This is a genomic window from Candidatus Pelagibacter communis (assembly GCF_001180185.1).
In the GTDB taxonomy this organism is placed as follows: Bacteria; Pseudomonadota; Alphaproteobacteria; order Pelagibacterales; family Pelagibacteraceae; genus Pelagibacter; species Pelagibacter ubique_F.
Genome location: NZ_CVSS01000021.1, coordinates 1 through 21,935, shown reverse-complemented (window position 1 = coordinate 21,935; position 21,935 = coordinate 1). Strand labels below are relative to the sequence as shown.

25 protein-coding genes and 1 pseudogene are annotated in these 21,935 nt (G+C 29.4%); 9 read left to right on the top strand and 17 right to left on the bottom strand.

The features are described from left to right. Positions 1-107 precede the first annotated feature (107 nt). Genes AMN95_RS01500 through AMN95_RS01490 form a run of 3 tightly spaced genes read left to right on the top strand, consistent with a single transcriptional unit; the run spans position 108 to position 2,650 of the window. Positions 108-392 carry a UxaA family hydrolase gene (locus AMN95_RS01500; protein ID WP_075522239.1) on the top strand — a complete coding sequence of 95 codons (285 nt, stop codon included), beginning with the start codon at positions 108-110 and terminating at the stop codon, positions 390-392. A 4-nt stretch (positions 393-396) separates the two neighbouring features. Further along, on the top strand, positions 397-1,563 hold the full coding sequence (locus AMN95_RS01495; RefSeq protein ID WP_075522238.1) for a UxaA family hydrolase: 1,167 nt from the start codon (positions 397-399) through the stop codon (positions 1,561-1,563). Between the two features lie 16 nt (positions 1,564-1,579). Then, the gene (locus AMN95_RS01490) at positions 1,580-2,650 is read left to right on the top strand and encodes a YeiH family protein (protein ID WP_075522237.1); all 1,071 of its coding nucleotides are present in this window, start codon (positions 1,580-1,582) and stop codon (positions 2,648-2,650) included. On the opposite strand, the gene AMN95_RS01485 is transcribed toward AMN95_RS01490, so the two are convergent. The 11 genes from AMN95_RS01485 to AMN95_RS01435 form a co-directional block, all read right to left on the bottom strand. Beyond that, positions 2,643-3,728, bottom strand: coding sequence for a sulfite exporter TauE/SafE family protein (locus AMN95_RS01485; RefSeq protein WP_075522236.1), 1,086 nt, complete (start codon positions 3,726-3,728; stop codon positions 2,643-2,645). The two genes, AMN95_RS01490 and AMN95_RS01485, sit on opposite strands and share 8 nt — an antisense overlap. Before the next feature lie 203 nt (positions 3,729-3,931). Further along, on the bottom strand, positions 3,932-4,282 hold the full coding sequence (locus AMN95_RS01480) for a hypothetical protein (protein ID WP_075522235.1): 351 nt from the start codon (positions 4,280-4,282) through the stop codon (positions 3,932-3,934). A 17-nt stretch (positions 4,283-4,299) separates the two neighbouring features. Next, a complete protein-coding gene (gene aprA / locus AMN95_RS01475; protein ID WP_075522234.1) occupies positions 4,300-6,159 on the bottom strand; it encodes an adenylyl-sulfate reductase subunit alpha in 1,860 nt (619 codons plus the stop codon). Further along, entirely contained in the window at positions 6,159-6,629 is a 471-nt protein-coding gene (gene aprB, locus AMN95_RS01470; protein ID WP_075522233.1) for an adenylyl-sulfate reductase subunit beta, read from the bottom strand. The genes aprA and aprB overlap by 1 nt, the downstream gene beginning before the upstream one ends. Positions 6,630-6,663: 34 nt before the next feature. After that, a complete protein-coding gene (locus AMN95_RS01465) occupies positions 6,664-7,458 on the bottom strand; it encodes an adenylyl-sulfate reductase (RefSeq protein ID WP_075522232.1) in 795 nt (264 codons plus the stop codon). Between the two features lie 100 nt (positions 7,459-7,558). Then, positions 7,559-7,957: an HIT family protein gene (locus AMN95_RS01460; RefSeq protein WP_075522231.1), complete on the bottom strand. Its 399-nt coding sequence runs from the start codon at positions 7,955-7,957 to the stop codon at positions 7,559-7,561. A gap of 3 nt (positions 7,958-7,960) precedes the next feature. Beyond that, positions 7,961-8,734: an aminotransferase class IV gene (locus tag AMN95_RS01455; RefSeq protein ID WP_075522230.1), complete on the bottom strand. Its 774-nt coding sequence runs from the start codon at positions 8,732-8,734 to the stop codon at positions 7,961-7,963. Further along, a complete protein-coding gene (locus tag AMN95_RS01450) occupies positions 8,697-9,254 on the bottom strand; it encodes an aminodeoxychorismate/anthranilate synthase component II (RefSeq protein WP_075522229.1) in 558 nt (185 codons plus the stop codon). Before AMN95_RS01450 ends, AMN95_RS01455 begins: the two co-directional genes overlap by 38 nt. Further along, entirely contained in the window at positions 9,251-10,402 is a 1,152-nt protein-coding gene (locus AMN95_RS01445) for a chorismate-binding protein (RefSeq protein ID WP_075522228.1), read from the bottom strand. The genes AMN95_RS01450 and AMN95_RS01445 overlap by 4 nt, the downstream gene beginning before the upstream one ends. A 1-nt stretch (position 10,403) precedes the next feature. Beyond that, positions 10,404-11,624 carry an MFS transporter gene (locus AMN95_RS01440; protein ID WP_075522227.1) on the bottom strand — a complete coding sequence of 407 codons (1,221 nt, stop codon included), beginning with the start codon at positions 11,622-11,624 and terminating at the stop codon, positions 10,404-10,406. Further along, positions 11,621-12,796 carry a trans-sulfuration enzyme family protein gene (locus AMN95_RS01435; RefSeq protein ID WP_075522226.1) on the bottom strand — a complete coding sequence of 392 codons (1,176 nt, stop codon included), beginning with the start codon at positions 12,794-12,796 and terminating at the stop codon, positions 11,621-11,623. The genes AMN95_RS01440 and AMN95_RS01435 overlap by 4 nt, the downstream gene beginning before the upstream one ends. Before the next feature lie 164 nt (positions 12,797-12,960). On the opposite strand from AMN95_RS01435, the gene AMN95_RS01430 reads away from it, so the two are divergent. Continuing rightward, the gene (locus AMN95_RS01430; protein ID WP_075522225.1) at positions 12,961-13,671 is read left to right on the top strand and encodes a hypothetical protein; all 711 of its coding nucleotides are present in this window, start codon (positions 12,961-12,963) and stop codon (positions 13,669-13,671) included. Here AMN95_RS01430 and mnmA read toward each other — a convergent pair. Next, a complete protein-coding gene (mnmA, locus tag AMN95_RS01425; RefSeq protein WP_075522224.1) occupies positions 13,664-14,782 on the bottom strand; it encodes a tRNA 2-thiouridine(34) synthase MnmA in 1,119 nt (372 codons plus the stop codon). The two genes, AMN95_RS01430 and mnmA, sit on opposite strands and share 8 nt — an antisense overlap. Before the next feature lie 40 nt (positions 14,783-14,822). Between mnmA and AMN95_RS01420 the strand changes: the two genes are divergently transcribed. Together AMN95_RS01420 and AMN95_RS01415 are read left to right on the top strand one after the other, a co-directional pair. After that, positions 14,823-14,999, top strand: coding sequence for a DUF3553 domain-containing protein (locus AMN95_RS01420; protein ID WP_075522223.1), 177 nt, complete (start codon positions 14,823-14,825; stop codon positions 14,997-14,999). Next, positions 14,995-15,759: a 3'(2'),5'-bisphosphate nucleotidase CysQ family protein gene (locus AMN95_RS01415; RefSeq protein ID WP_082256652.1), complete on the top strand. Its 765-nt coding sequence runs from the start codon at positions 14,995-14,997 to the stop codon at positions 15,757-15,759. The genes AMN95_RS01420 and AMN95_RS01415 overlap by 5 nt, the downstream gene beginning before the upstream one ends. A 131-nt stretch (positions 15,760-15,890) precedes the next feature. On the opposite strand, the gene AMN95_RS01410 is transcribed toward AMN95_RS01415, so the two are convergent. After that, entirely contained in the window at positions 15,891-16,454 is a 564-nt protein-coding gene (locus tag AMN95_RS01410; RefSeq protein ID WP_075522221.1) for a regulatory protein RecX, read from the bottom strand. 28 nt (positions 16,455-16,482) lie between these two features. Here AMN95_RS01410 and AMN95_RS01405 point away from each other — a divergent pair, with 28 nt between their 5' ends. The 3 genes from AMN95_RS01405 to bcp are packed head-to-tail and all read left to right on the top strand — an operon-like array spanning position 16,483 to position 18,435. Continuing rightward, positions 16,483-16,956, top strand: a complete 474-nt coding sequence (locus AMN95_RS01405; protein WP_075522220.1) for an ABA4-like family protein — start codon at positions 16,483-16,485, stop codon at positions 16,954-16,956. A gap of 14 nt (positions 16,957-16,970) precedes the next feature. Next, on the top strand, positions 16,971-17,948 hold the full coding sequence (locus tag AMN95_RS01400) for a glycosyltransferase group 2 (RefSeq protein WP_075522219.1): 978 nt from the start codon (positions 16,971-16,973) through the stop codon (positions 17,946-17,948). Then, on the top strand, positions 17,935-18,435 hold the full coding sequence (gene bcp, locus AMN95_RS01395) for a thioredoxin-dependent thiol peroxidase (protein WP_075522292.1): 501 nt from the start codon (positions 17,935-17,937) through the stop codon (positions 18,433-18,435). The genes AMN95_RS01400 and bcp overlap by 14 nt, the downstream gene beginning before the upstream one ends. A 96-nt stretch (positions 18,436-18,531) precedes the next feature. On the opposite strand, the gene AMN95_RS01390 is transcribed toward bcp, so the two are convergent. From AMN95_RS01390 to AMN95_RS01375, 4 genes and pseudogenes are all read right to left on the bottom strand, one after another. Continuing rightward, positions 18,532-19,833 carry an ammonium transporter family protein gene (locus tag AMN95_RS01390; RefSeq protein WP_075522218.1) on the bottom strand — a complete coding sequence of 434 codons (1,302 nt, stop codon included), beginning with the start codon at positions 19,831-19,833 and terminating at the stop codon, positions 18,532-18,534. 134 nt (positions 19,834-19,967) lie between these two features. After that, positions 19,968-20,243 carry an HU family DNA-binding protein gene (locus tag AMN95_RS01385; protein ID WP_075522291.1) on the bottom strand — a complete coding sequence of 92 codons (276 nt, stop codon included), beginning with the start codon at positions 20,241-20,243 and terminating at the stop codon, positions 19,968-19,970. A 155-nt stretch (positions 20,244-20,398) separates the two neighbouring features. Continuing rightward, positions 20,399-21,511, bottom strand: a complete 1,113-nt coding sequence (gene rseP / locus AMN95_RS01380) for an RIP metalloprotease RseP (protein WP_075522217.1) — start codon at positions 21,509-21,511, stop codon at positions 20,399-20,401. Between the two features lie 41 nt (positions 21,512-21,552). Then, positions 21,553-21,873: pseudogene (locus tag AMN95_RS01375) on the bottom strand (SOS response-associated peptidase family protein); the annotation flags it as partial. Between the last annotated feature and the right edge of the window lie 62 nt (positions 21,874-21,935).

Here is a 21,935-nt window from a genome sequence, read left to right as displayed (position 1 = left end):
CCTTTCTAAACGAGTAAAATTATTATTATTTATAAAACTATTTGTTAATTGACGCGATTAATATATAAGATTTCTCAAAATTCAAACAAACAATTGACACTATAAATATGGCTACTGACATCATAATTCACGATAAAAAGGATAATGTCGGGGTGGTTGTGATCGAAAAAATAACCCCAAAACAGGATTGTAAATGCTGGATTATGGAAGATGACAGCTCAACAAACATTCAATCAATGGATGAAATACCTTTAGGACACAAAATTGCAATGATCGATTTAAAGGAAGGAGACACAATCTTAAAATATGGTCATGATATTGGAAAAGTAGTAAAATCAATTAAAAAAGGTGAGCATGTTCATGTTCATAATGTCAAAACAAAAAAATGGTAACTAAATGGAAATTCCAAAAAGCTTTTTAGGATATAAAAGAGAAAACGGTAGAGCCGGAACTAGAAATCATGTAATTATTTTGCCAGTAGACGATATTTCAAATGCTTGTGCAGAAGCAGTAGCAAATAATATCAAAGGAACAATAGCATTACCGCATTCTTATGGACGACTGCAATTTGGTGCAGATTTAGAATTACATTTTAGAACGATGATTGGAACGGGAAGTAATCCAAATGTTGCTGCTGTTATTGTAATAGGAATAGAGCCTAAATGGACAAAAAAAATTGTCGATGGAATTGCAAAAACTGGAAAACCTGTAGAAGGTTATCATATTGAGCGAACAGGTGATATTGGAACCGTAATGAAAGCGTCAAAAAAAGCTCAAGAATTTATAATTTGGGCATCTGAAAAACAAAGAGAAGAATGTCCAATAAGTGATTTGTGGATATCAGTAAAATGTGGTGAGTCTGACACAACATCAGGTTTGGCTGCAAATCCAACAGTTGGAAATTTAATGGATAAACTTGAACCTTTAGGTGTTCATTTATGTTTTGGTGAAACTTCTGAACTTACAGGTGCTGAAAAAGTTTGTGCCTCAAGAGGAGCTACTAAGGAAGCCTCAGATAAGTTCATGAAAACCTGGAGCTCTTACAATGATTTTATATTAAAAGAAGCGACGGATGATTTGTCAGAGAGCCAACCAACTGCTGGAAATATTGCAGGCGGGCTCACAACAATTGAGGAAAAAGCTTTTGGAAATTTTCAAAAAATTGGAAATTGTAAATTTGTTGATGTATTAGAGCCAGCAGAAGAGCCAAAAAAAGGTAAAGGTTTATATTTTATGGACACTTCTTCAGCTGCAGCAGAGTGTGTAACTCTACAAGCAGCAGCAGGATTTAATATTCATTTGTTTCCAACTGGTCAAGGTAACATTGTAGGAAATCCAATTGAGCCTGTTGTGAAATTAACTGCGAATCCATTAACAGTTAAAAGTATGGGTGAACATATTGATTGTGACGTGTCTAAAATTCTTTCTAGAGAGATGAATATGTCTGAAGCAGGTGATGAACTTATAAAAACCACTTTAAAAGTGGCAAATGGAAGATTAACCTGTGCTGAAGCTTTAGGTCATAAAGAATTTGTTATGACTAAGCTTTATAGAAGTGCATAATTAAGAATATCTTTTCATGAAATTAAATAAATTTTTGGTATTTATACCAGGTATTATTCTTGCATTTGTTCTTTATACTTTATCCCAAGGTTTTAATAATATTATAGGAATAGAGCTGTTGGGATATAAAAAAAGTCCTATATCAACAGCTATGATAGCTATTCTTTTAGGTATGTTCTTTGGAAATTTTTTTAAAATAAGAGATAGTTTTCAGACTGGTTTAGATTTTACGAAAGATTATATCTTAAAACTTGGAATTATATTACTTGGAATACAACTGAAACCATTTGAATTTTTAGAATTTGGAAAAATCGCAATTCCATTGATTATAATATGCATTATCAGTGTTTTAATTATTATTAAACTTTTAATAAAAAAACTTAAAATACCAACTAGAATGGCTTACCTGATTTCAATTGGAAGCACTGTTTGTGGTACAACTGCCATCATGGCAACTGCACCTATTATTAAAGCTAGTAGGACTGAAGTTTCATATGCAATAGCTAATATTACGTTATTTGGGATACTATCGATGCTAATATATCCTTATTTTGCTAATTTGTATTTTGAGGGAGAACCTTTACTTGTAGGACTTTTTTTAGGTACATCTATACATGAAACTTCTCAAGTTGCAGCTGCAGGATTAATTTATGAGCAGCAATTTAATAGCCAAGAAACACTAAATATAGCAACAGTTACAAAGTTAGTTAGAAATACTTTTTTGATTATAATGATACCCCTTTTTGCATTTTTATATAATAGAGGCCAAATAATCGAAAAAAAGTATTCTGTATTAAATATTTTCCCATATTTTGTTTTAGGTTTTGTTGGAATGATAATTATAAGAAATTTGGGGGATCAAGTATTTACAGTAAATTTTAACTCAAATTGGGAAAATATAATTTATATCATAAAATTTTCCTCAAAAATTTTATTAACAATGGCTATGGCTGCGATAGGATTATCAACAAATTTGAAAGATATAAAAAGCATGGGCTTTAAACCTTTTGTAGTTGGATTCATAGCAATGGTTACTGTTGGTATTATTTGTATCTTAACGATTGAGAGTTATTTAAGATTTATTTAGCAGTCTTAAGTAAATATTTTTTTCTTAAATTAGATAAAAATCTTCTTATGAATGCTGCTCCAATTCCCAAAAAAACTGCAAACATTATTGAAAATAGCCCATAAAAGAACGGCATATCTTTTGAAAAATCTTTGATAAAATTTGAAAAGAAATTTAAATCTTGAGATTTTGTTATAGTAGTTCCGTTTTGAATTCCTTCTGCAAAAAAAGTATCATAAGCAATTGCTATACCTACTATAAGCAATAAGATTGCTAATAAAGCTTTTAATCCAGAACTATCTATTTGTTCTCCAAGTTTTTGGCCTACCTGAACACCTACAATAGAACCAACTACCAATAACAAAACCAACATCAGATCAATTGAACCATAGTTAATTGAGTGCAAAAAAGTAACTATTACGCTTACAAAGATAGTAACAAACAAAGAAGTTCCTGGAACTAATCGTGTTGGCATTTTGATTATATAAATCATTGCTGGAACTAGTATAAAAGCTCCACCTATCCCCATTATTGCAGCAATAAAACCAACTACTAATCCAATTATGATAGGTGTAAAAATACTCTCATACAATTTAGATTTTGGAAATCTCATTCTGAAAGGAAGGCCATGGATCCAATAATGAACATGAAGTTTTTTTCTTTCTACTACATTTTTTTTCGCCTTATCGATCTCACCTAAACTTTCAACCAGCATTAAAGTCCCAATTATTGCTAGAATATACATATATGCTAATGAAATGACTGTATCTATTTTTCCAATGTCTTTAAAATATGTAAAGGTATAAATACCTAAAGCAGTACCTATTGAACCACCAATAACAATCATAAGACCCATCTTATAATCAAGAGTATTTTTTAACCAGTGAGTAGTAGACCCCGATACTGAGGTTGCTAATATGTTATTAGCTTCATTCGCAACTGCATAAGCCGGTGGAACTCCCATAAAAATTAAAAATGGTGTCATTAAAAAACCACCACCTACACCAAATAAACCTGAAAGGACACCGACTATCGCACTTAACAAAAGTATCTCTACTGGATTAATAAAAACTTGGGCTATAGGTAAAAAAACTTCCATCAATAATAAAAAACTTTTTTTAACTTATTTTAAAGTTAAGAAAGTTCCCAATAAGATAACACTCCAACAAGCAGCTATAGCTGAAAAAATTCCTGTTTTATAAATCGTTGTTTTATAATTAATTAATTTTTGAGGTATTTTTATTTTTGAAAAGTGCATCTATATCTTTCAATACACCTAGTAAAAAAATTGTCAAACTTAAATTAATATATTGTGGCCCCAAAAATCTTTACTTCACCGTCTTCAATTCCCAATACCAATCTTCCCAAAAATTCTCCTGGTATTTCTTTGTTGGTCTGTTTAATCAAAACGGTTACATGCTCACCTCTCCTCAAGGTACCAAAAGGTTTATAAGTTTCATTCAAGTTAGTAATAATCTTGTTGTTTGCCCACTGTTTACCTAGTTCAACTTCATTAGCACCAAATAACATTTGAGTAGAAAAATCTTTAGTAAAACCTCCATAATCCTTCATATTTGAGGTTTTAACTAAATTTTCCCAAAAAGGTTTAGCGATTGCAAAAATCTCATCGTCTGATTTTGCTAAAAGATCCATAAAATTTCTTCAGATAATTATGACGCCTTCTTCTTTTCTTTCTCATCTACGATATGGTAAACAGGAACTTTTTCCATTGTAAACTTTCCTGTTTTAGGATCTCGTCTAGAAACTGTCAAACAATGCCAATTATCATCATCAAGTTTCATATGATCACCTCTATAATAATAACCAGGCCAACGAGTTTCTTCTCTAAATAAAGTATGTTCAGTTACACATTGAGAGGTTAATGTTCTATGTTTTAACTCCCATGCTCTCATTAATTGATGATAATCCTCAGCTCCTACTTTCTCTAAATCTTCTTGTAACCACTCTAACAATTCAAGAGCTCTTTTTAGCATGTTGCCATTAGTCATATAATTTGACGTGATACCGCCGACATATTCATCCATAATCTTCTGAAGTCTCTGAAGACCTTGTATTGGTGAGATGTAACTTGGTGAAACAGTTCCACCTGTAATTTCATTTTGAGCAATAATGTATGTATCTAACGGTTTATAAACTGCAGTTTTAAAATCATCACATTGTTTGTCAGATACATTAATACCCTCTGCTTTCTTATCTTCAATATATTTAACTGCTGCTTTTGCAGCTAATCTACCTTCAGTAAATGAACCTGATGAAAATTTATGTGCACTTCCACCTACGGTGTCTCCAGCTCCAAAAAGGCCTTCTATTGTGAGCATTCTATTATAGCCCCAAAAATATTCAGGCGGCGAAAGATCTTCTGGTCCACTTACCCATGCTCCAGAACATGTTGCATGTGATCCCATTACATAGGGCTCAGATGTTGTTAATTCAGGATTTGTATATTTTGGATCAATATTTTGTGAAGCCCAAACTACAGCTTGACCAACTGTCATTCCTAGAAAGTTTTCCCATCCAACTGTTTCTAAATGTGGATCTTGAAAAGCCTCCTTAGTAACCATATGAATAGGTCCACCACCTGCAGCAACTTCTTGAATAAATGCATGATTTCTTAAACAAGTGGGTGTTGGATGATGATCAATATATTCACCAACTAATTCTTTAGTTTGATCATACCATTTCTTCTCATAATTTTCACCATTAGCATTTTGAGTATAAGTTTTTAGATGTAAAAAATATGCTCCAACAGGTCCATAACCATCTTTAAATCTACACAATACAATTCTATTTTCCATTTGAGTCATCTTTGCTCCTGCAGCAATAGGTAGTGCATATGCAGATCCATTACTCCATGGTGCATACCAAGTTCTTCCCATACCTTCTCCAACCGCTCTTGGTTTAAAAATATGCGATGCACCACCAGCAGCAACAATAACTGCTTTAGCTCTAAATACATGAAAATCTCCTGTTCTCATATTAAATCCAACAGCTCCACCAATTCTATTTTCTTGAGCTTCATCCATTAATAAATGAGTAACCATTATTCTATTATAAATTTTATCTGCAGATTTTTTTGCTGCCTCAGCAACGATTGGTTTATAGCTTTCACCATGTATCATGATTTGCCATTTACCTTCTCTTAAGTATCTTCCAGTTTTTTCATTTTTCATCATTGGAAGACCCCACTCATCAAACATGTGAACAGTTGAGTCTACATGACGAGCCATGTCATAACCTAAATCTTCTCTAACCATTCCCATTAAATCATTTCTAGCGTATCGAACATGGTCTTCTGGTTGATTCTCATCCCATTGCATACCCATGTAACAGTTGATTGCATATAGACCTTGTGCAACTGCACCACTTCGATCAATATTTGCTTTTTCAACACAAACAATTTTTAAATCTCTTCCCCAATGTCTGGCCTCGAATGTTGCTCCAGTGCCAGCCATTCCACCACCAACAACTAGTACATCACATTCCTCATAATGTGTTTTATGCTTAGCCATTAGTAATAAACCCCTTTTTTAAAAGATTCTTTTGGGACTGATGGTAATTCTTTATTGGTATTTAAACCCTCTGGCTCACTATATAATCTTTGAGAATTAATTTCTCCTTGGTTAGGAGTATCACCTTCAGCAAGTTTAGGAATAAATTTACCCCAGGGTTTTGTTGTTATCGGGGATACGAAATTTTTTTCTGTTCCATTTCTAAATTTGATTTTCCAAGAGATAGTTCCTTTTTCTTCTTCTCTTCTAACTCTCACGCTGTGACCCATAGGAGCAAAATCAGCATACCCTCTTACGTCAATTGCGTGATTAGGACATGCTTTAACGCATGAGTAACATTCCCAACAAAAATTTGGTTCAATATTTTTCGCTCTTCTTATATTTTCATCAATATGCATGATATCTGAAGGACATATATCTACGCAATGACCACAACCATCACATCTTGTCATGTATACAAAAGTTGACATAATTTTTTATTTTTCTCCTTTTTCTATTAACACATTAATAATGTTTTGGCTCTTCTCTTTTTATACCCAGGCCAAATTGTTCTGGGGCATCAGCTGGTGGAGGCAAATTATCCCTAGATCCATCTGCTTCTGCTAAATTTTTTTGAATAGCTGCTCCAGGTTTGTAGAACATATGGGCAAATTTAGACCAATAAACACCACCAAATAAAATTAAATTAGATGCAACAAATAAAGTTAAAAACAAATATGATAATCCCACTTGTCCGTGAAATTGAGTGTAAGACCACGCTAACCCAAAAGTTGAACATGCAAGTAAAGCTAAAACAAATAAATCAGCTTTAATGATTCTATACCAAGGATGAGCTTCTGCTGATACATCAACTCTCAAAAAAAACCAAAACCAATACCCACCCAAACAAGTTAATATTGCTCCTGCATGCCAAATCATTGACCAAGTTTGAGAAGTTGGTTTATCAGCACCTGTGTAACAAAAAACTAAAACAGCTGATGACACCCAAAATAAAATTGTTCCATACATTCCTAGAACATGGGCTAATCTTCTTTTACCAAAACCTAATTCAGAGGTAGTACCAATATCAACGACTGTTGTTTTAGCAATCACGGAAACTTTTTCTCCAACACCTAGTTCTTTTGTCGCTGATAGTTTTGCTTTTTTTGCGTTATTAAAAAAATAAGTCAAATTTTTATGATGTATCATTTGAATAATAGTTCCAACTGCAATCAACAAAACCATTGCAATAATAAAAGATTGCATAGCAAACGGTGAGATGGTTTCTGATAAAATTGAAAATGGATTGTTACTTAACATTTCCGCCTTTTGTTTAATTTTGAATTAATTCTAAAGTTTTATATATAGTTGAATTTATAGTTCAACCTCAAACTAGGGTCAATTTGTCTTTTATAACAGGCTAATTATTTCTTTTATAATGTTGTTTATCTGGGATGACTGATCGTACTCCGCCCTGAGGATTATCTACATCTCCTTCTCTTCGGGGAATCAGATGAAAATGACAATGTAAAATAGATTGACCAGATACAATCCCTATATTTGTCCCTAGATTAAATCCTTTAACTAATGGATCTTTATTGGTTATTTCTTTTTTTACAATTTTTAAAAGATCATTACATGCAATCAATTCATCATTAGATAAATCAAAATAATCCTTTATGTGTCTTTTTGGTATAATTAAACAATGATGTTCTGAAACTGGATATGAATCATAACTTGCATATGCCAACTCATTTTCATGAGCACATCCACTTTTTTTAACATTACAAAATAAACAAGGATTGTTTGGATCTTTCATGTTTTAAAATTTATAAGAATTGCATTTATTTATAACTGCATCATATTGTTTTGATAACAACTTGAATTTTTTTAGATTTTTTCTTTTCCATTTAAGTTCATTTATAGTTTTTACTGAAGCAACCCCTTTCCCAGAACCTAATAATAATATTTCATCATAATTTTTTATCTCTTTAAGCAAAATATCTTTTTTAATAATCTTTCTTATTTTTGTTTTAAAAAATTTATAAGTATTTCCCTCATAATAATCCTTTTTAGGAGTAAAAAATTTTTGATCTTTAACAAATATTAAATTTGAGGTTCCAGTTTCTAATAATTTTTTATTAGATACCAATACAACATCTGATTGGGAGTTATCCAATTTAGATAAATAAGATAAGATCTTTTTGTATTTCAGATTTTTAAATTCTGGTTTCTCTCTTTTTAATTTAACTAACTTTAAATTAAAATTTAATTTCGGTTTAACTCTTTTTCTTAAAGATATTGAAATGGTTTTCTTATTTATAGCAATTCTCAGTAGATGATTATATTTTTTCTTTTTAGATATATTTATATTAATTATCTTTAAAATATCTGCCTTTAAAGATTTTTTTTTTATTTGATATTTTTTTAATGATAAAATTAGATTTCTTAAATGATTATTAAAAAACAGTATTTTGGCTGGTTTTCCAAAAATCCACATCGTTGTAAAAATTCCATGATCTCCCCAAAGATCTTGAAACTTTATCTGTTTTAAGTCTTTAAGCTGATAAGATTTTTTTAATAAGTAAGTTGCCATTGATAGTTAAAAAAGACTCCGGGTGAAATTGAAATCCATAAATTTTATCTTTATTATTTTCAAAAGCCATTGCAACTTTTGAAGTTATGCATCTCATAGTTATCTCAAAATTATCAGATTTGAAAGGTTCTTTTAATTTTAAAGAATGATATCTACCTACTTTAAATAGTTTACCTTTTTGAAATAAAGATTTGTTATTAATTACTTTAATATTTGATTGATAACCATGATATATCTTTTTTTGTTCAATAATTCTTGCACCTTCACAAAATAGAATATGTTGAAATCCTAAACAGATACCTATTATTCTTTTTTTTCCTTTGTACTTTTTGTATATTTTTGAGGTGATTGGATAATCTTTGGGATTTCCTGGTCCAGGTGAGAAAATTATTGTTGATGCCTGCTTAATTTTATTTTCTCTAACTTTATCATAGTTATCACACTCAACTTTATCAAATAAAGCAAATTGATGAACCACATTATGAGTAAAGGAGTCGTTATGATCAATTACATAAATCATTTGAATAAATCTATTAATGCTTTAGCTTTAAGAAAATTCTCATTAAATTCATGATTGGCATTACTATCGACAACAACACCTGAAGCAACTGAAATTTCAGATATATTTTTAAAATTTAAAATTGAACGTATGATTATGTTAAATCTCATATCACCATTAAATTTTATGTAGCCAAAACTACCTGTATAAATATTTCTATTTTCTTTTTCCTGATTATTTAAAAGATTAAGCGTATTTATCTTTGGACACCCAATAACTGAGCCACCGGGCATCATTGCTTTAATTATTTCTAAATTATTAATATTTTTTTTTAGTTTACCCTTGATGAGGCTGACATAATGAAAAAGGTCTTTATATTCTTCTACGATTTTTTGTTTAGATAGTTTTACAGTGCCTACTTTGCAAATTCTTGCTAAATCATTTCTTTCCATATCAACAATCATATTGTGCTCTTTGGTTTCTTTTAAATTTTTTCTAAAATAATTTAATGCTTTTATTTTATTTAAATGCTTCGTTTTTTTTACAGTTCCAGCTATTGGTTTTGTGGATATATCACTCCCCTTTTTTGTAATTAAAGTTTCTGGTGAACAGCTAATTATTGAGTAATTATCATCTTTAATCATAAAAGCCTCTGGAGCTAAATTAGTATCTGATAACCTCGAAAAAAAATCTAACGGATTAATTTTCGACTTTGTTTTGTATTTAGTGCAAATTTTAATTTGATATGTTTCACCACTTTTTATTTTTTTCTTAAATTTATTAAATATTTTTGTATAATTTTTTCTGTTAATATTTATTTTAAAATTACCTGATTTAAAATTTTCATAATCATAATTTAACTTGTTGCTAAGTTTAATCTTTTTCTCCGGCTTATAAAAAATACCCTTGGGAAAATTTAAATTCTTCTGTTTTGGGATTTTAACATCAATTAGATTATTCAATAACTCATATCCAAAAAAACCAATAAAAAGATCAGTATCTTTTGATTTCTTTTTATTTTTTTTTGTTAAAAAACTTTTAATATTTTTATTGTTAAGAATGATCTTTCTTGAAAAATTTGTATATAAATCAAAACCTTTTTCAGATTTATAGATAATGTAGGGTTTACCTGAATGGTGGATGTCTGCTAATTGTTTTTGTGTAATCAATTTATTCTGTTTTTAATCTCAAAACTGGTTCTTCTCTAATTGGTAGATGTATTATTGCTGCGAATACAGATAATGCAATTGCTAAATACCACGCATAATCATATGAACCATAAAGATCATGAAACAAACCACCTAAATATGCACCAAAAAAAGATCCAATTTGGTGACTTAAAAATACAATTCCATATAGCATGCCCAAATATTTTGTTCCAAAAAGATGTGCCACAATACCACTTGTAGCTGGAACTGTTGAAAGCCATAAAAAACCAAAACTTGCTCCAAACAAAAAAGCACTAATGTTAGTTGCGGGTGTAAATATAAAAAGAATAATAGAGATGCCTCTTAAAAAATAAATAGCACTGAGAATAATCTTTTTACTCATTTTTGCTGAAAGATATCCACTTAATAATGAGCCAAAAATATTAAACAAACCAATTAATGATAAAATAGCTGCTGCAGTCCAATCTTCTAAGCCTCTATCTATAACATATTTTGGTACATGGGTTCCAACTAAAGTAATATGAAATCCACAAACAAAAAATCCTGATACAAGTAAAATATAACTTTTAGTTTTAAAAGCTTCATTCAAAGCCTCTTTAAAAGATTGGTCTGAAGTTTTTTCTATTTTTTCAGCTTCAGACGGAGATCTTACAAAATAAGCAGCAATTAAACCCGTTAATAAAAATAAAGTAAATATGAATAAAGTATAATTCCAACCATATTCTTGCAAAGAATAAGTAGTAAAAATTGGTGAAAGGAAATAACCAAAAGACCCTATGGCAGTTACAATACTCATTGCAATTGTTCTTGTTGATAAAGGAAAATGTTTACCAACAACTGACATTGGAATACTTATGGCTGTACCACCAAGGCCAATACCTATCAATAACCCCATATGAATTTGAAAAAAAATACCTGTATTTGGACCAGTAAATAAAAAATATATGCCTAATGTATAAAATATAAATGCAGATATTATAGCGACATGACCACCATATCGATCAGCTATTGCTCCAAAAATTGGGCCAGTTAAACCCCACATTAACATTTGTATTCCAATAGCTAATCCAAATGCAGTGTTACTAATATTTAAACTTTCATTGAAATCAATAAAAAATAAACCAAAAACCTGTCTTACACCTAAAGAAATTAAAACTACAAAACATGCAGAAAATAAAGTAATTAATGCTGTTTTAGATTTAAAAAAATTCTCTTTTATCATTTTAAATGTCTTAATGCTTGTTTAATATCTGCAATTAAGTCATTAGGATCTTCAAGACCTATATGTAATCTAACAAGATGTTCATTTTTTTTTAAATTCATAAATTTTCTATTTCCAGTCTCTCTAAATTCCTGATGAAGAGCTAAACTTTCAAAACCACCCCAGCTATAACCATAACCAAAAAGCCTCAGTGAATTTACGAATTTTTTAACAGAATTAATGTTATTTGATTTAATCTTCAAGCCCATTAAACCTGAGGCTCCTGAATAATATTTTCTCCACATTTTAAAATTATTTGAGTTTTTTTTGAAAGGATAAAGTAATTTGATTTTTCTATTTTTTGATAGAAATGCTGCTACTTTCTTTGCATTCTCTCTATGACGATCTAATCTTACATCCAGAGTTCTTAGACCTCTAGTAATCAAGTATGCATCATCTGGTCCTAATCTTAATCCTGTGATCCTCTCGGCATTTTTTACTTTTGAAAAAACTTTTTTATTAACAGCTAAACTACCTCCCATAACATCTGAATGACCAGAATAATATTTAGTTGCTGATACAATTGCCATATCAAATCCAAGTTTTATGGGTTTTAAGTAATAAGGAGTTCCCCAGGTATTATCTATAGCTGTTAAAACTTTATTCTTTTTTGCAATAGATAAAATTTTTCCTAAGTCTTGAAAATCAAAAGTGTTACTACCTGGATTTTCAACAAATATTAATTTTGTTTTTTTTGTTATATTATTTTGTAATGTTTCCAAATCAGCTGGATTATAAAATATTGTTTTTATATTAAACTCCTTTAAAAATTTTTCTGTAAGAAGCCTTGTTGGGCTATAAACTGGGTCTGCAACTATAATTTCATCTCCAGGACGTGTGACACTAAATATTGATAAAAATACAGCCCCAAAACCTGTTGGAGTTGTAAAAACGTGATAACTTTCTTCAAGTTTAGTTAAAATTTTCTGTAGTATATGTGTTGTGGATGTCCCTTGTCTTCCATAATCAAAATGTCCACCTGTTGGATTTTTTTTGGCTTTGGCTTGCATTTTTCTTATATGCTGCATTGACTTGAAAATTATGGTTGATGCTCTTACAACTGGTGGATTAACAGACTGATTATGAAAGTCTTTTGCTGTATGTTTTAGAAAAGTTTTAAAAGATTTTGTCATAAAAAAATTGATAACTTTAGGGGACAATGCTATATCCCGCTATTAATTTCAATATAATTTAATATAAGGATAAAATGGGTTACCCAAAAAAACATAGAGGCAGAAGAAAACAAGGGTCGAAAAAGAGAAGAGCTAAAAGAAAAAATAAGAAAAAATAATTATCAATGGACCAAATCAACAAGGTTAAATCCATTAGTATATGGATTTTTTTAGTCCCTTTCATTGCTGTTAACACTTGTTTGATACTGATTACTCAATTTCAAGAATTGTATCCTAATCCAGAGGATTTAATACATAACACTTTTCCTTACTTTGATGGTGGAGCATCTATAAGCAGAACAGCCAGACCATATCCTTCATGGTTAGTTTTTAAACCGGCAATGTTTATTACTTCAGCTCTTTTAATAAAATATTGGCTTTTTAATAAAGATATAATCAAATTTTTTGATGAAAATAATAAGAATATTAATAAAGTTGTATATTTTGGGATCGCTTCTGCAATAGCATTAACTGTTCACTCAATTTTTCTAGGCATTAAATTTGATAATGATTTATATAAATTATTTAGAAGAGTTATCATGCTGATGTTCATAATTTTTGAAATAGTTGCTCAAGCATATTTAGTTGCAACATTATATTCATTTAAAGATAAACTGTCCGGATATATTAATAAAAAATTTTTAACCTTTAAATTATATTTAGTATCTATCCTAATTGTAGTAGCTTTAATAAGTATTCCAATTATTAGTTTACCAGGTAATAATTTTTTTGGTTTAAATCTAAAGTTTTTTAAACATGCTTTAGAGTGGGATTATTTTATTGGGGTAATAACTTTTTATCTTTTAACTTTTTTTATGTGGAAAAAAATTAATTAATTATCCAACCCCCTCCTAGAACTTTATATCCTTGTTTATCTAAATCATAAAAAACACAAGCTTGACCAGGTGAGATCCCGTCTTCAAAATTTTTTAATATAACATCAGCAGAATTTTTATTAATAAATTTAATTTTAGCATTTAATAGTTTTCCTGTTGATCTAACTTTTACCAAAATATCCTTATCTAAATTTTTTTTATCAACAAGGAGATTTAAATTATTAATACTTATAATTTTCTTTCCGAGTTCTTCTCTTGGTCCAACTATAATTTCATTTTTATCTGAATTAATTTTCAATACATATAACGCTTCAACATTAGAAACTTTAATTCCTTTTCTTTGGCCAATTGTAAAATTTATGATACCGTCGTGAACACCAATAACTTTTCCGCTTAAATCTTTGATATTCCCTTTTTTAAAAGACTCTGGCTTAAATTTTCTTATAACTGAAGCATAATCCCCATTTGGAACAAAACATATATCCTGGCTGTCTGGTTTCTCAGCTACATTTAAATCTAATTCTTTTGCAATAGATCTTGTTTCATTTTTAAACATGCCACCTAAAGGAAAACGAAGATAATTTAGTTGTTCTCTTGTCGTATTAAATAAGAAATAACTTTGATCTCTATTTTCATCTATTGCTCGGTACATGTTAGTCTCATTATTTGATGTTATACTTTTAACATAATGTCCTGTTATTAGTGCATCAGCATTTAATTCTTTCGAAACTTCAAATAAATCTTTAAATTTTACTGTTTGATTACATTGAACACATGGTATGGGCGTTTCACCTTTTAAATAACTTTCTACAAAATTATCTATCACACCCTGTTTAAATTTATCTTGATAATATAAAATTTTATGCTCGATCCCAAGTTTTTGTGCAACTCTTTTAGCATCCATAATGTCCTGTCCTGAACAACACTGTTTTGAAGATGCTACCTCTTTACCGTCATCATAAAGCTTTAAAGTTATTCCAATAACATTATACCCATCTCTTTTCATAATTCCGGCTACAGTCGATGAATCTACTCCTCCAGACATGGCTACAACAACAGTAGTTTCAGAGGGTTTTTTTAACAGTCCTATGGAGTTTAATTGAGAGTTCATAAAATAGTATTTATACTTATTTCTTATATAAGTTAAATAAATGATATTAGATTTTGAACCAGGTGACAAAGTTTACAATCCTTCTGCAAAAGAATGGGGTATAGGTCAGGTACAATCAATAATTAAAGAAAAGGTAACTGTAAATTTCGAAAATGTGGGAAAAAAAGTAATTAATACGATTAATATTGAACTAAGAAAAGTTAATGAAAAAAATTAATCTTGAAAAGGTAGTAAGAAATTTAATAAGCACTTTTTTTGATGCTGGAAAATTGTGTCTAAAATTAAGAAATGAAGGTTTAAAAAAAAAAATGAAAGCAGATAATACCCCAGTAAGTAATGGTGATTTAGAAGTTAATAAAATAATTAGCAAAAGACTAAATGAATTAACACCTGAGATACCAATTATATCCGAGGAAACATCTGATAATAAATCAAACAAAAATCTCAAAGATTTTTGGTTAGTAGATCCAATTGACGGAACTTATGACTATATAAATAATCTTGAAGAATTTACAATTAATGCAGGTCTGATTTTAGATAATAGACCTGCCGCTGGATTAATTTATGCACCAGCAAAAAAAAGAATGTTTTACTCTTATGGCGAAGGTCAAGCTTACGAATTAATTAATAATAAAGAAGTCAAACTCGACGGATCTAGAAATTTTGATAAAGATAAAATAAAATTTGTATCTTACTCAAATACAATTAAACCGCAAATTCAAAAAATATTTAATAAATTAAATGTGAAAAATTATCTAAGAATGAAAAGCTCATTAAAGTTTTGTGTTATCGCCACTGGTGAGTTTGATGGATATGCAGCTGAACCAAGAGCATGTGAATGGGATATTGCTGCAGGTCATGCAATTCTTCAGCATTCAGGAGGTATCATAACTGATTTTGAAAATAATGAGATAGTTTACGGTAAAAAAGATTTTAAAAATCCAAGTTTAATATTAAAAAGTAAAAAATTAGTTTAATGGATGAACAATTAAAAATAATATTAATAATTATTATATCAGTTTCAATTTTTGGCTTACTTATATTTGTTTTTGTAAAAAATTACATAAAAAATAAAATTGATCTTCTTCTTAAGCAAGAAAAGAAAAAATTAAAGTAAATTTATAATTTTTAAAAAATCCTCTTTATCAATATCCATCACTCTTTTTGAAGTCTCAAAATCAAAACCATTTCGAGCTAAAAGTGAAATATCTTTTTTATAAAATAATGATCTATTATCCTCTGTTCTGGCAGGTCCTATTCTTTTTTTTTTACATAATTTTATCGCTGAAAAAAAATCTTGTTCTGAATTATTTTCATTTATTTTGCTTATTGTATCTTTTATAAATTCAGTATTAATTCCTTTGCTAATTAAATAGGTTCGAATTTTGTTAATTGAACTGCCTTTATGAATCATGCTTTTTGCTTTACTTTCTGAGTAGAATTTATCATTTATAAATTTATTTTTTTCTAAATCAGATAAAACTGTATCAATCAAATTATTAATATCCTGCTTTTTTACATTTGAAACTCTCATTTTTAAATATTTCTTTAAGAGGTAGGTTTTGAGCTGTTGTTTCGACGGTGCATATTTTTCAACATATGAGAAAGCAAAATTACGCATCTCATCAACAGTGGCTTTTAGAGTTTTTTTTTTGTTTCTTATAGGAATCATATTAAGATCTAATATAATATAATTAATAATGATCGAACAAATTTATAACTATTTTACACTTGATATGCTCTACCTGTGGGTAAATATAGGTGTTCTTCCATTTTGGATGTTGATAATATTTTTTCCACAATCACATGTTTGTAAATATTTAGCTACTTCAATTTTTCCTATATTTTTATTAAGTGGTGTCTACATATTTGTTTTGTATAAAGCTTATCTTGGTTCTTTTGATTTTGATGCAAATTTTAAACTTTACAAAGGTTTAATAGATGTTTCTGAGCTATTTGAGGATAATTATTTTCTTTTGATGTTCTGGACACATTTCGTCGCAATAAATTTATTTGTGGGTGGATGGATATTAAAAGATTCTCAAAAATTTTTAATTAATAAGATTCTCTTAGGAATACCCTTAATCATTACATATTTAATTGGACCAGTTGGTTTATTTTTTTATTGGGTGATAAGAATTTTTTACGCTAAAAGAATTAATCTCTATGATTAATATATAGATTGATTATGAAAAAAATATTCATCAAAATTATAAAATTATTAGGATATGAAATAATTGATCAAAACAAATTTATTTCACCAACTTTAAATAAAGAACTAAGTGAGGAATTGTCAGAAATTAATAAACAATCTATTGTACTACCACTTGGGCAAGTAAGTATTACAAGAAAAGTAAAATCTCTTTTAATTATTTTTAGAATGAATACTAATATTGAGATTTGGGATCAAAATAAAAAAAGATTGTTCGAAAATCCAAAAATAGAATATTCAATGAGATCACTAAACTCTTTAATTAAATCAATAAAACATTTAAAGAAAAATTTACCAATGATAAAACTTAAATTGATAATCTTAGATGATCACTCAAATGAGGAAAATTTAAAAAAGATTAAAGAAATTTCAAAACAAGAGGAAAGTACTGAATTTGATTATTTGAACTATGATAAATATAACAATTATATTAAGAAACAAAAAACTTTGGAGACATTTTCAAATCTTGCAAGTTTATTAAATTCCTTCGAAATTGGAAAAAATAAAACTGAAGATCTGGTATTTTTTGTTGAGGATGATTATTTGCATTTTGAATCAATGCTGGAAGAAATGATTAAATCTTTTGAAAGAATCTCTTCTCAATTAAAAAGAGATATTTTCATTTGTCCATCAGATTACCCTTATCTTTATATGAATAATGAAAAAACAAATATACTAATTGGTAATAAAAGACATTGGCGAACAATTAATAAATCTTTATGTACTTTTTTGACTTCAAAAAACATGTTGGATAAATATTGGAATAATTTTAAAAAAACTTGTGAAGATAGACATGATCCGTTTGAAAAATATATAAATGAAATCTATGAAAAAGAAATTTGTATTTCTCCCTTAAAAAGTTTGTCATTACATCTGACAAATATTAACTCAAGTTATGGACTTGCTCCTTTTATAAATTATAAATATTTATGGGATGAAAATGAAATTAAATGATAAAATGAATATAAGAGCCCCGGATTTTACTTTACCATCAACGAATGACAAGAATTTTAAACTTAAAGATTTCATAGGTAAATATATAGTTATATATTTCTACCCCAAAGATAATACGCCAGGTTGTACTTTAGAAACGATTGAATTTAATAAACTTTTAGAAAAATTTAAAAAACTTAAGTGTGAGGTAATTGGTATTTCGAAAGATAGCATTATCAGTCATAAAAAATTCAAGAAAAAAAATAAAATTAAATTTGATCTATTATCTGATGAAAAACTTAAAGTAATAAAAAAATATAAGGTTTGGGGTAGAAAACAATTTATGGGTAGAGAATTTATGGGAATAAAACGGTCAACAATTTTAGTAAGTAAAAAAGGTCGTATTTTAAGATTTTGGGAAAATGTAAAAGTAAAAGGACATGCTAAAGAAGTTTTAGAAACAATAGAAAATTTACGAAAAATTAAAAAGGCCCCGAAGGGCCTTTAATTATTAACTATAAGAGAGAGAAGTTAATTTTTTTTGGGACTCTCCGTTGAGTAATCTTTAAGATACAGAGAGCGGAAAGTCCCATATTGTTAACAATTAGTCTCGTATTGCATACGCAATCACACCAGTTTCAGTAACATCGGTACCTTTAGTTTCACCTTCTTTACTTAATCTTAGCCCGATTGTTGCTTTGATAGCGCTAAACACAATGTAAGCTACTACAAAAACAAATATATTAACTGAAATCACTCCAATTAACTGTGAACTGAAAACTGCATCAGAATTTGTAGCTGGAACTATTAATGTTCCCCAAATTCCTGCAAACAAGTGAGCAGGTATGGCTCCAACTACATCATCAATTTTTAATGAGAATAATAGTTTTGTACCATACACTACAATTAGACCACCAACGGCACCTATCAATATAGCTGCGAAAGGTGATGGGGCTAAAGGTTCAGCTGTAACTGCAACTAATCCACCAATACATCCATTTAACATTTGAACTACATCTGTTTTACCAAAATGTAATCTTGTAATGATAGCAGCACCTACAACTCCACCTGCACCCGCTAAAAATGTATTCATGAAGATAGTTGATACAGCAATTGCATCTACTGCAGTTCCCATAGCTAATTGTGAGCCGCCATTAAATCCAAACCAACCTAGCCATAAAATAAATACTCCTATAGTTACTAGTGGAATTGATGAAGCTGCAAATGGCTTAAGCGGAGCTGGAGCACCAGACTTTGTAAATCTACCAAGTCTAGGACCAATTATCATGGCACCAGCTAAAGCTGCTGCACCACCAGTTGAGTGTACAAGAGTCGAACCAGCAAAATCAGAAAACCCTAATTCTGCTAACCAGCCTCCTCCCCACTGCCAACCCATTACGATTGGATAAATAATTCCTGAAAGGACTGCCGCGAATACGAAGAATGGCCATAATTTAATCCTTTCGGCCATTGTACCCGAAACAATAGATACTGTTGTTGCACAAAATACCATCTGAAAATACCAATCTGAACCATCAGAATAACCAGTGTCTACTGCACTAGCATCTGACCATGGAATAAATTTTCCTATATATCCACCCTCTGGTATTCCGTAAGCTAAATTATAACCTACTAACCAAAACATAATTCCTGCAATTGAAAATAACCCAATGTTTTTTGCACAGATTACAGATACACTTTTTGATGTAACCATACCTGACTCTAACATTGCAAATCCTGCCGCCATAAACATTACTAAGAATCCACAAATAAGAAACAATAAGGTATTAAAAATAAAACCTACTTCAGCAGAGACTGTTGTTTCTGCCATACCTGCACTACTCATGTTCAACAAAAAAATTAAACTAATAAGTGGCGCACTTATTTTTTTTATTAATTTAGTCATAAGACCTCCCTGTTAAAAGAGCTCTTATATTTTCTAAATATTTAAAAACTAACGCTGATTAGGAAAATTGGGTATGCAGAAAATGCATATAGAAACAGCCTTAATGTATTTTTACATCAAGGCTGTTCAAAAAGTTATCTATTGAATACTTCTTTTAAAGCTTTTGCAGGCAAGAATTTAACCTTCTGTGATGCAGCGATTTGTATCTGTTCACCAGTTCTAGGATTTCTTCCAACTCTAGCCTTTCTTTTAGCTACTTTATAAGTACCAAATCCAGCTATCTTTACTGAATCATCACCTTTTAAAGCGTCTAAAATAGTGTTGGTAATTGTATCGAAAGTTCTTTCAGCATCAGCTTTACTTAAATTTAATGCCCCTGAAAGCTTTACGATTAGTTGTTTTTTATTCATTTTAGCTCCGGTTTTATTGGTTAATTCTTTTTTTTCAAAATAACCCATATAAATCAAGCTTTTTTTTAGTGGTATATTTATTTATACACACAATATGTTGTAAAATGACAAATTTGTATTGATTTTACTAGGTTTTTTATAATTTCAACTTTTAATTATTTAAAAAGACCGAGATCCTTCAAATCATTAAATGTCGTAAAAAACATCAAAGATATCAATAAAAAAATACCGATTCGAAAAAAACCTTCTTGAGTTTTTTGTGATAATGGACGGCCTAAAACCTTTTCAAATGCATAAAACATTAGATGACCGCCATCGAGCATTGGAATGGGAAATAAATTTACTAAACCAAGACTTATTGAAATGTAAGCCATCATGCTAATAAAAGCCAAAATACCAATATCAGCAACTTGTCCAGAAATTTTAGCTATTCTAATTGGTCCACCTAATTGTGATGTATCAGCCTTCCCCACAATCATTCCTCCAATATATTTTAGGCTAGAAGTACTTACATAATAGACTTCATTAACAGCATGCAAAATTGCTTGGGCTGGTCCTAATTTGACGTGGTTTATTTCATTATTGTATGCACCTAATTTAATACCAACTATTCTTTTATTTATAGAATTTCCAAGGTTATCCTCACTTTTGACCATTTCTGGTTTTACATTTAATATAATTTCTTCGTATGAACGTTTAACTTTAAAACTAATTATTTCATCCGTGGACATTGTAATATATTTTGAAACATCCATGATACTATCCACTGTGTTTCCATCAATTTCTAAAATTATATCATTTTGTTTTAATCCTCCTACCATTGCTGGACTATCTTTTTGAACTTCATTAATCATTGCTGGTGTAAAATCTTTACCTACAAAAGTATAAATAGAAAAAAAAATAACTATTGCTAATAAAAAATTTGCTAAAGGACCTCCAAAAACTATTAGGGCTCTTTGATATAACGGTTTTAAAGTAAATAATTTCTTTTGTTCTTCTTCACTATATTTCTCTAATATTTCATCATGATCTGTCTGAGAATATACATTTCGATCTCCAAAAAATTTTACATATCCTCCTAATGGTATCCAACAAATTTTCCATCTTGTTCCAGATTTATCATTCCATCCAAAAATTTCTTTACCAAAGCCTATTGAAAAATCTGTAACTCCCACTCCATATTTTTTTGCAAAGTAATAATGTCCATATTCATGAATAAATACGACAATCAAGATCAAAATTATAAAAGGTATTATATATGATAGCATTGACAAATATTTTATTAAAAATTAACTTCTTACTCAACCCTCTAATTACTTAATTTTTGAATTAATGACGCAGTATTATTAGTTGGTTTATTTACATCTTTTGAAATTTCATGAAAAATTAAACCAGGTTTATTGGATTCTTTTAAAAAATTAGAACCAGATGTCTCCAAATTTAAGTAATGATTCACATCTGTTTTATTTAATATTACTGGTTGACGATGATGAATTTCTTTAATGTTATCTTTAGCCTCTTCAGTAATTAAACAAAACTGATCATTTTCATAAATTCCTGCAAAAAAAATAGTTTTTTTATCTTCACGTGTAAAATAATGAGGTGTCTTTACTTGGTCTTCTCTTTTCCATTCATTAAAATATCTGGAAGATACGTAATTACTAACCCAGTTTTAAAAACTGAAAAGATAGT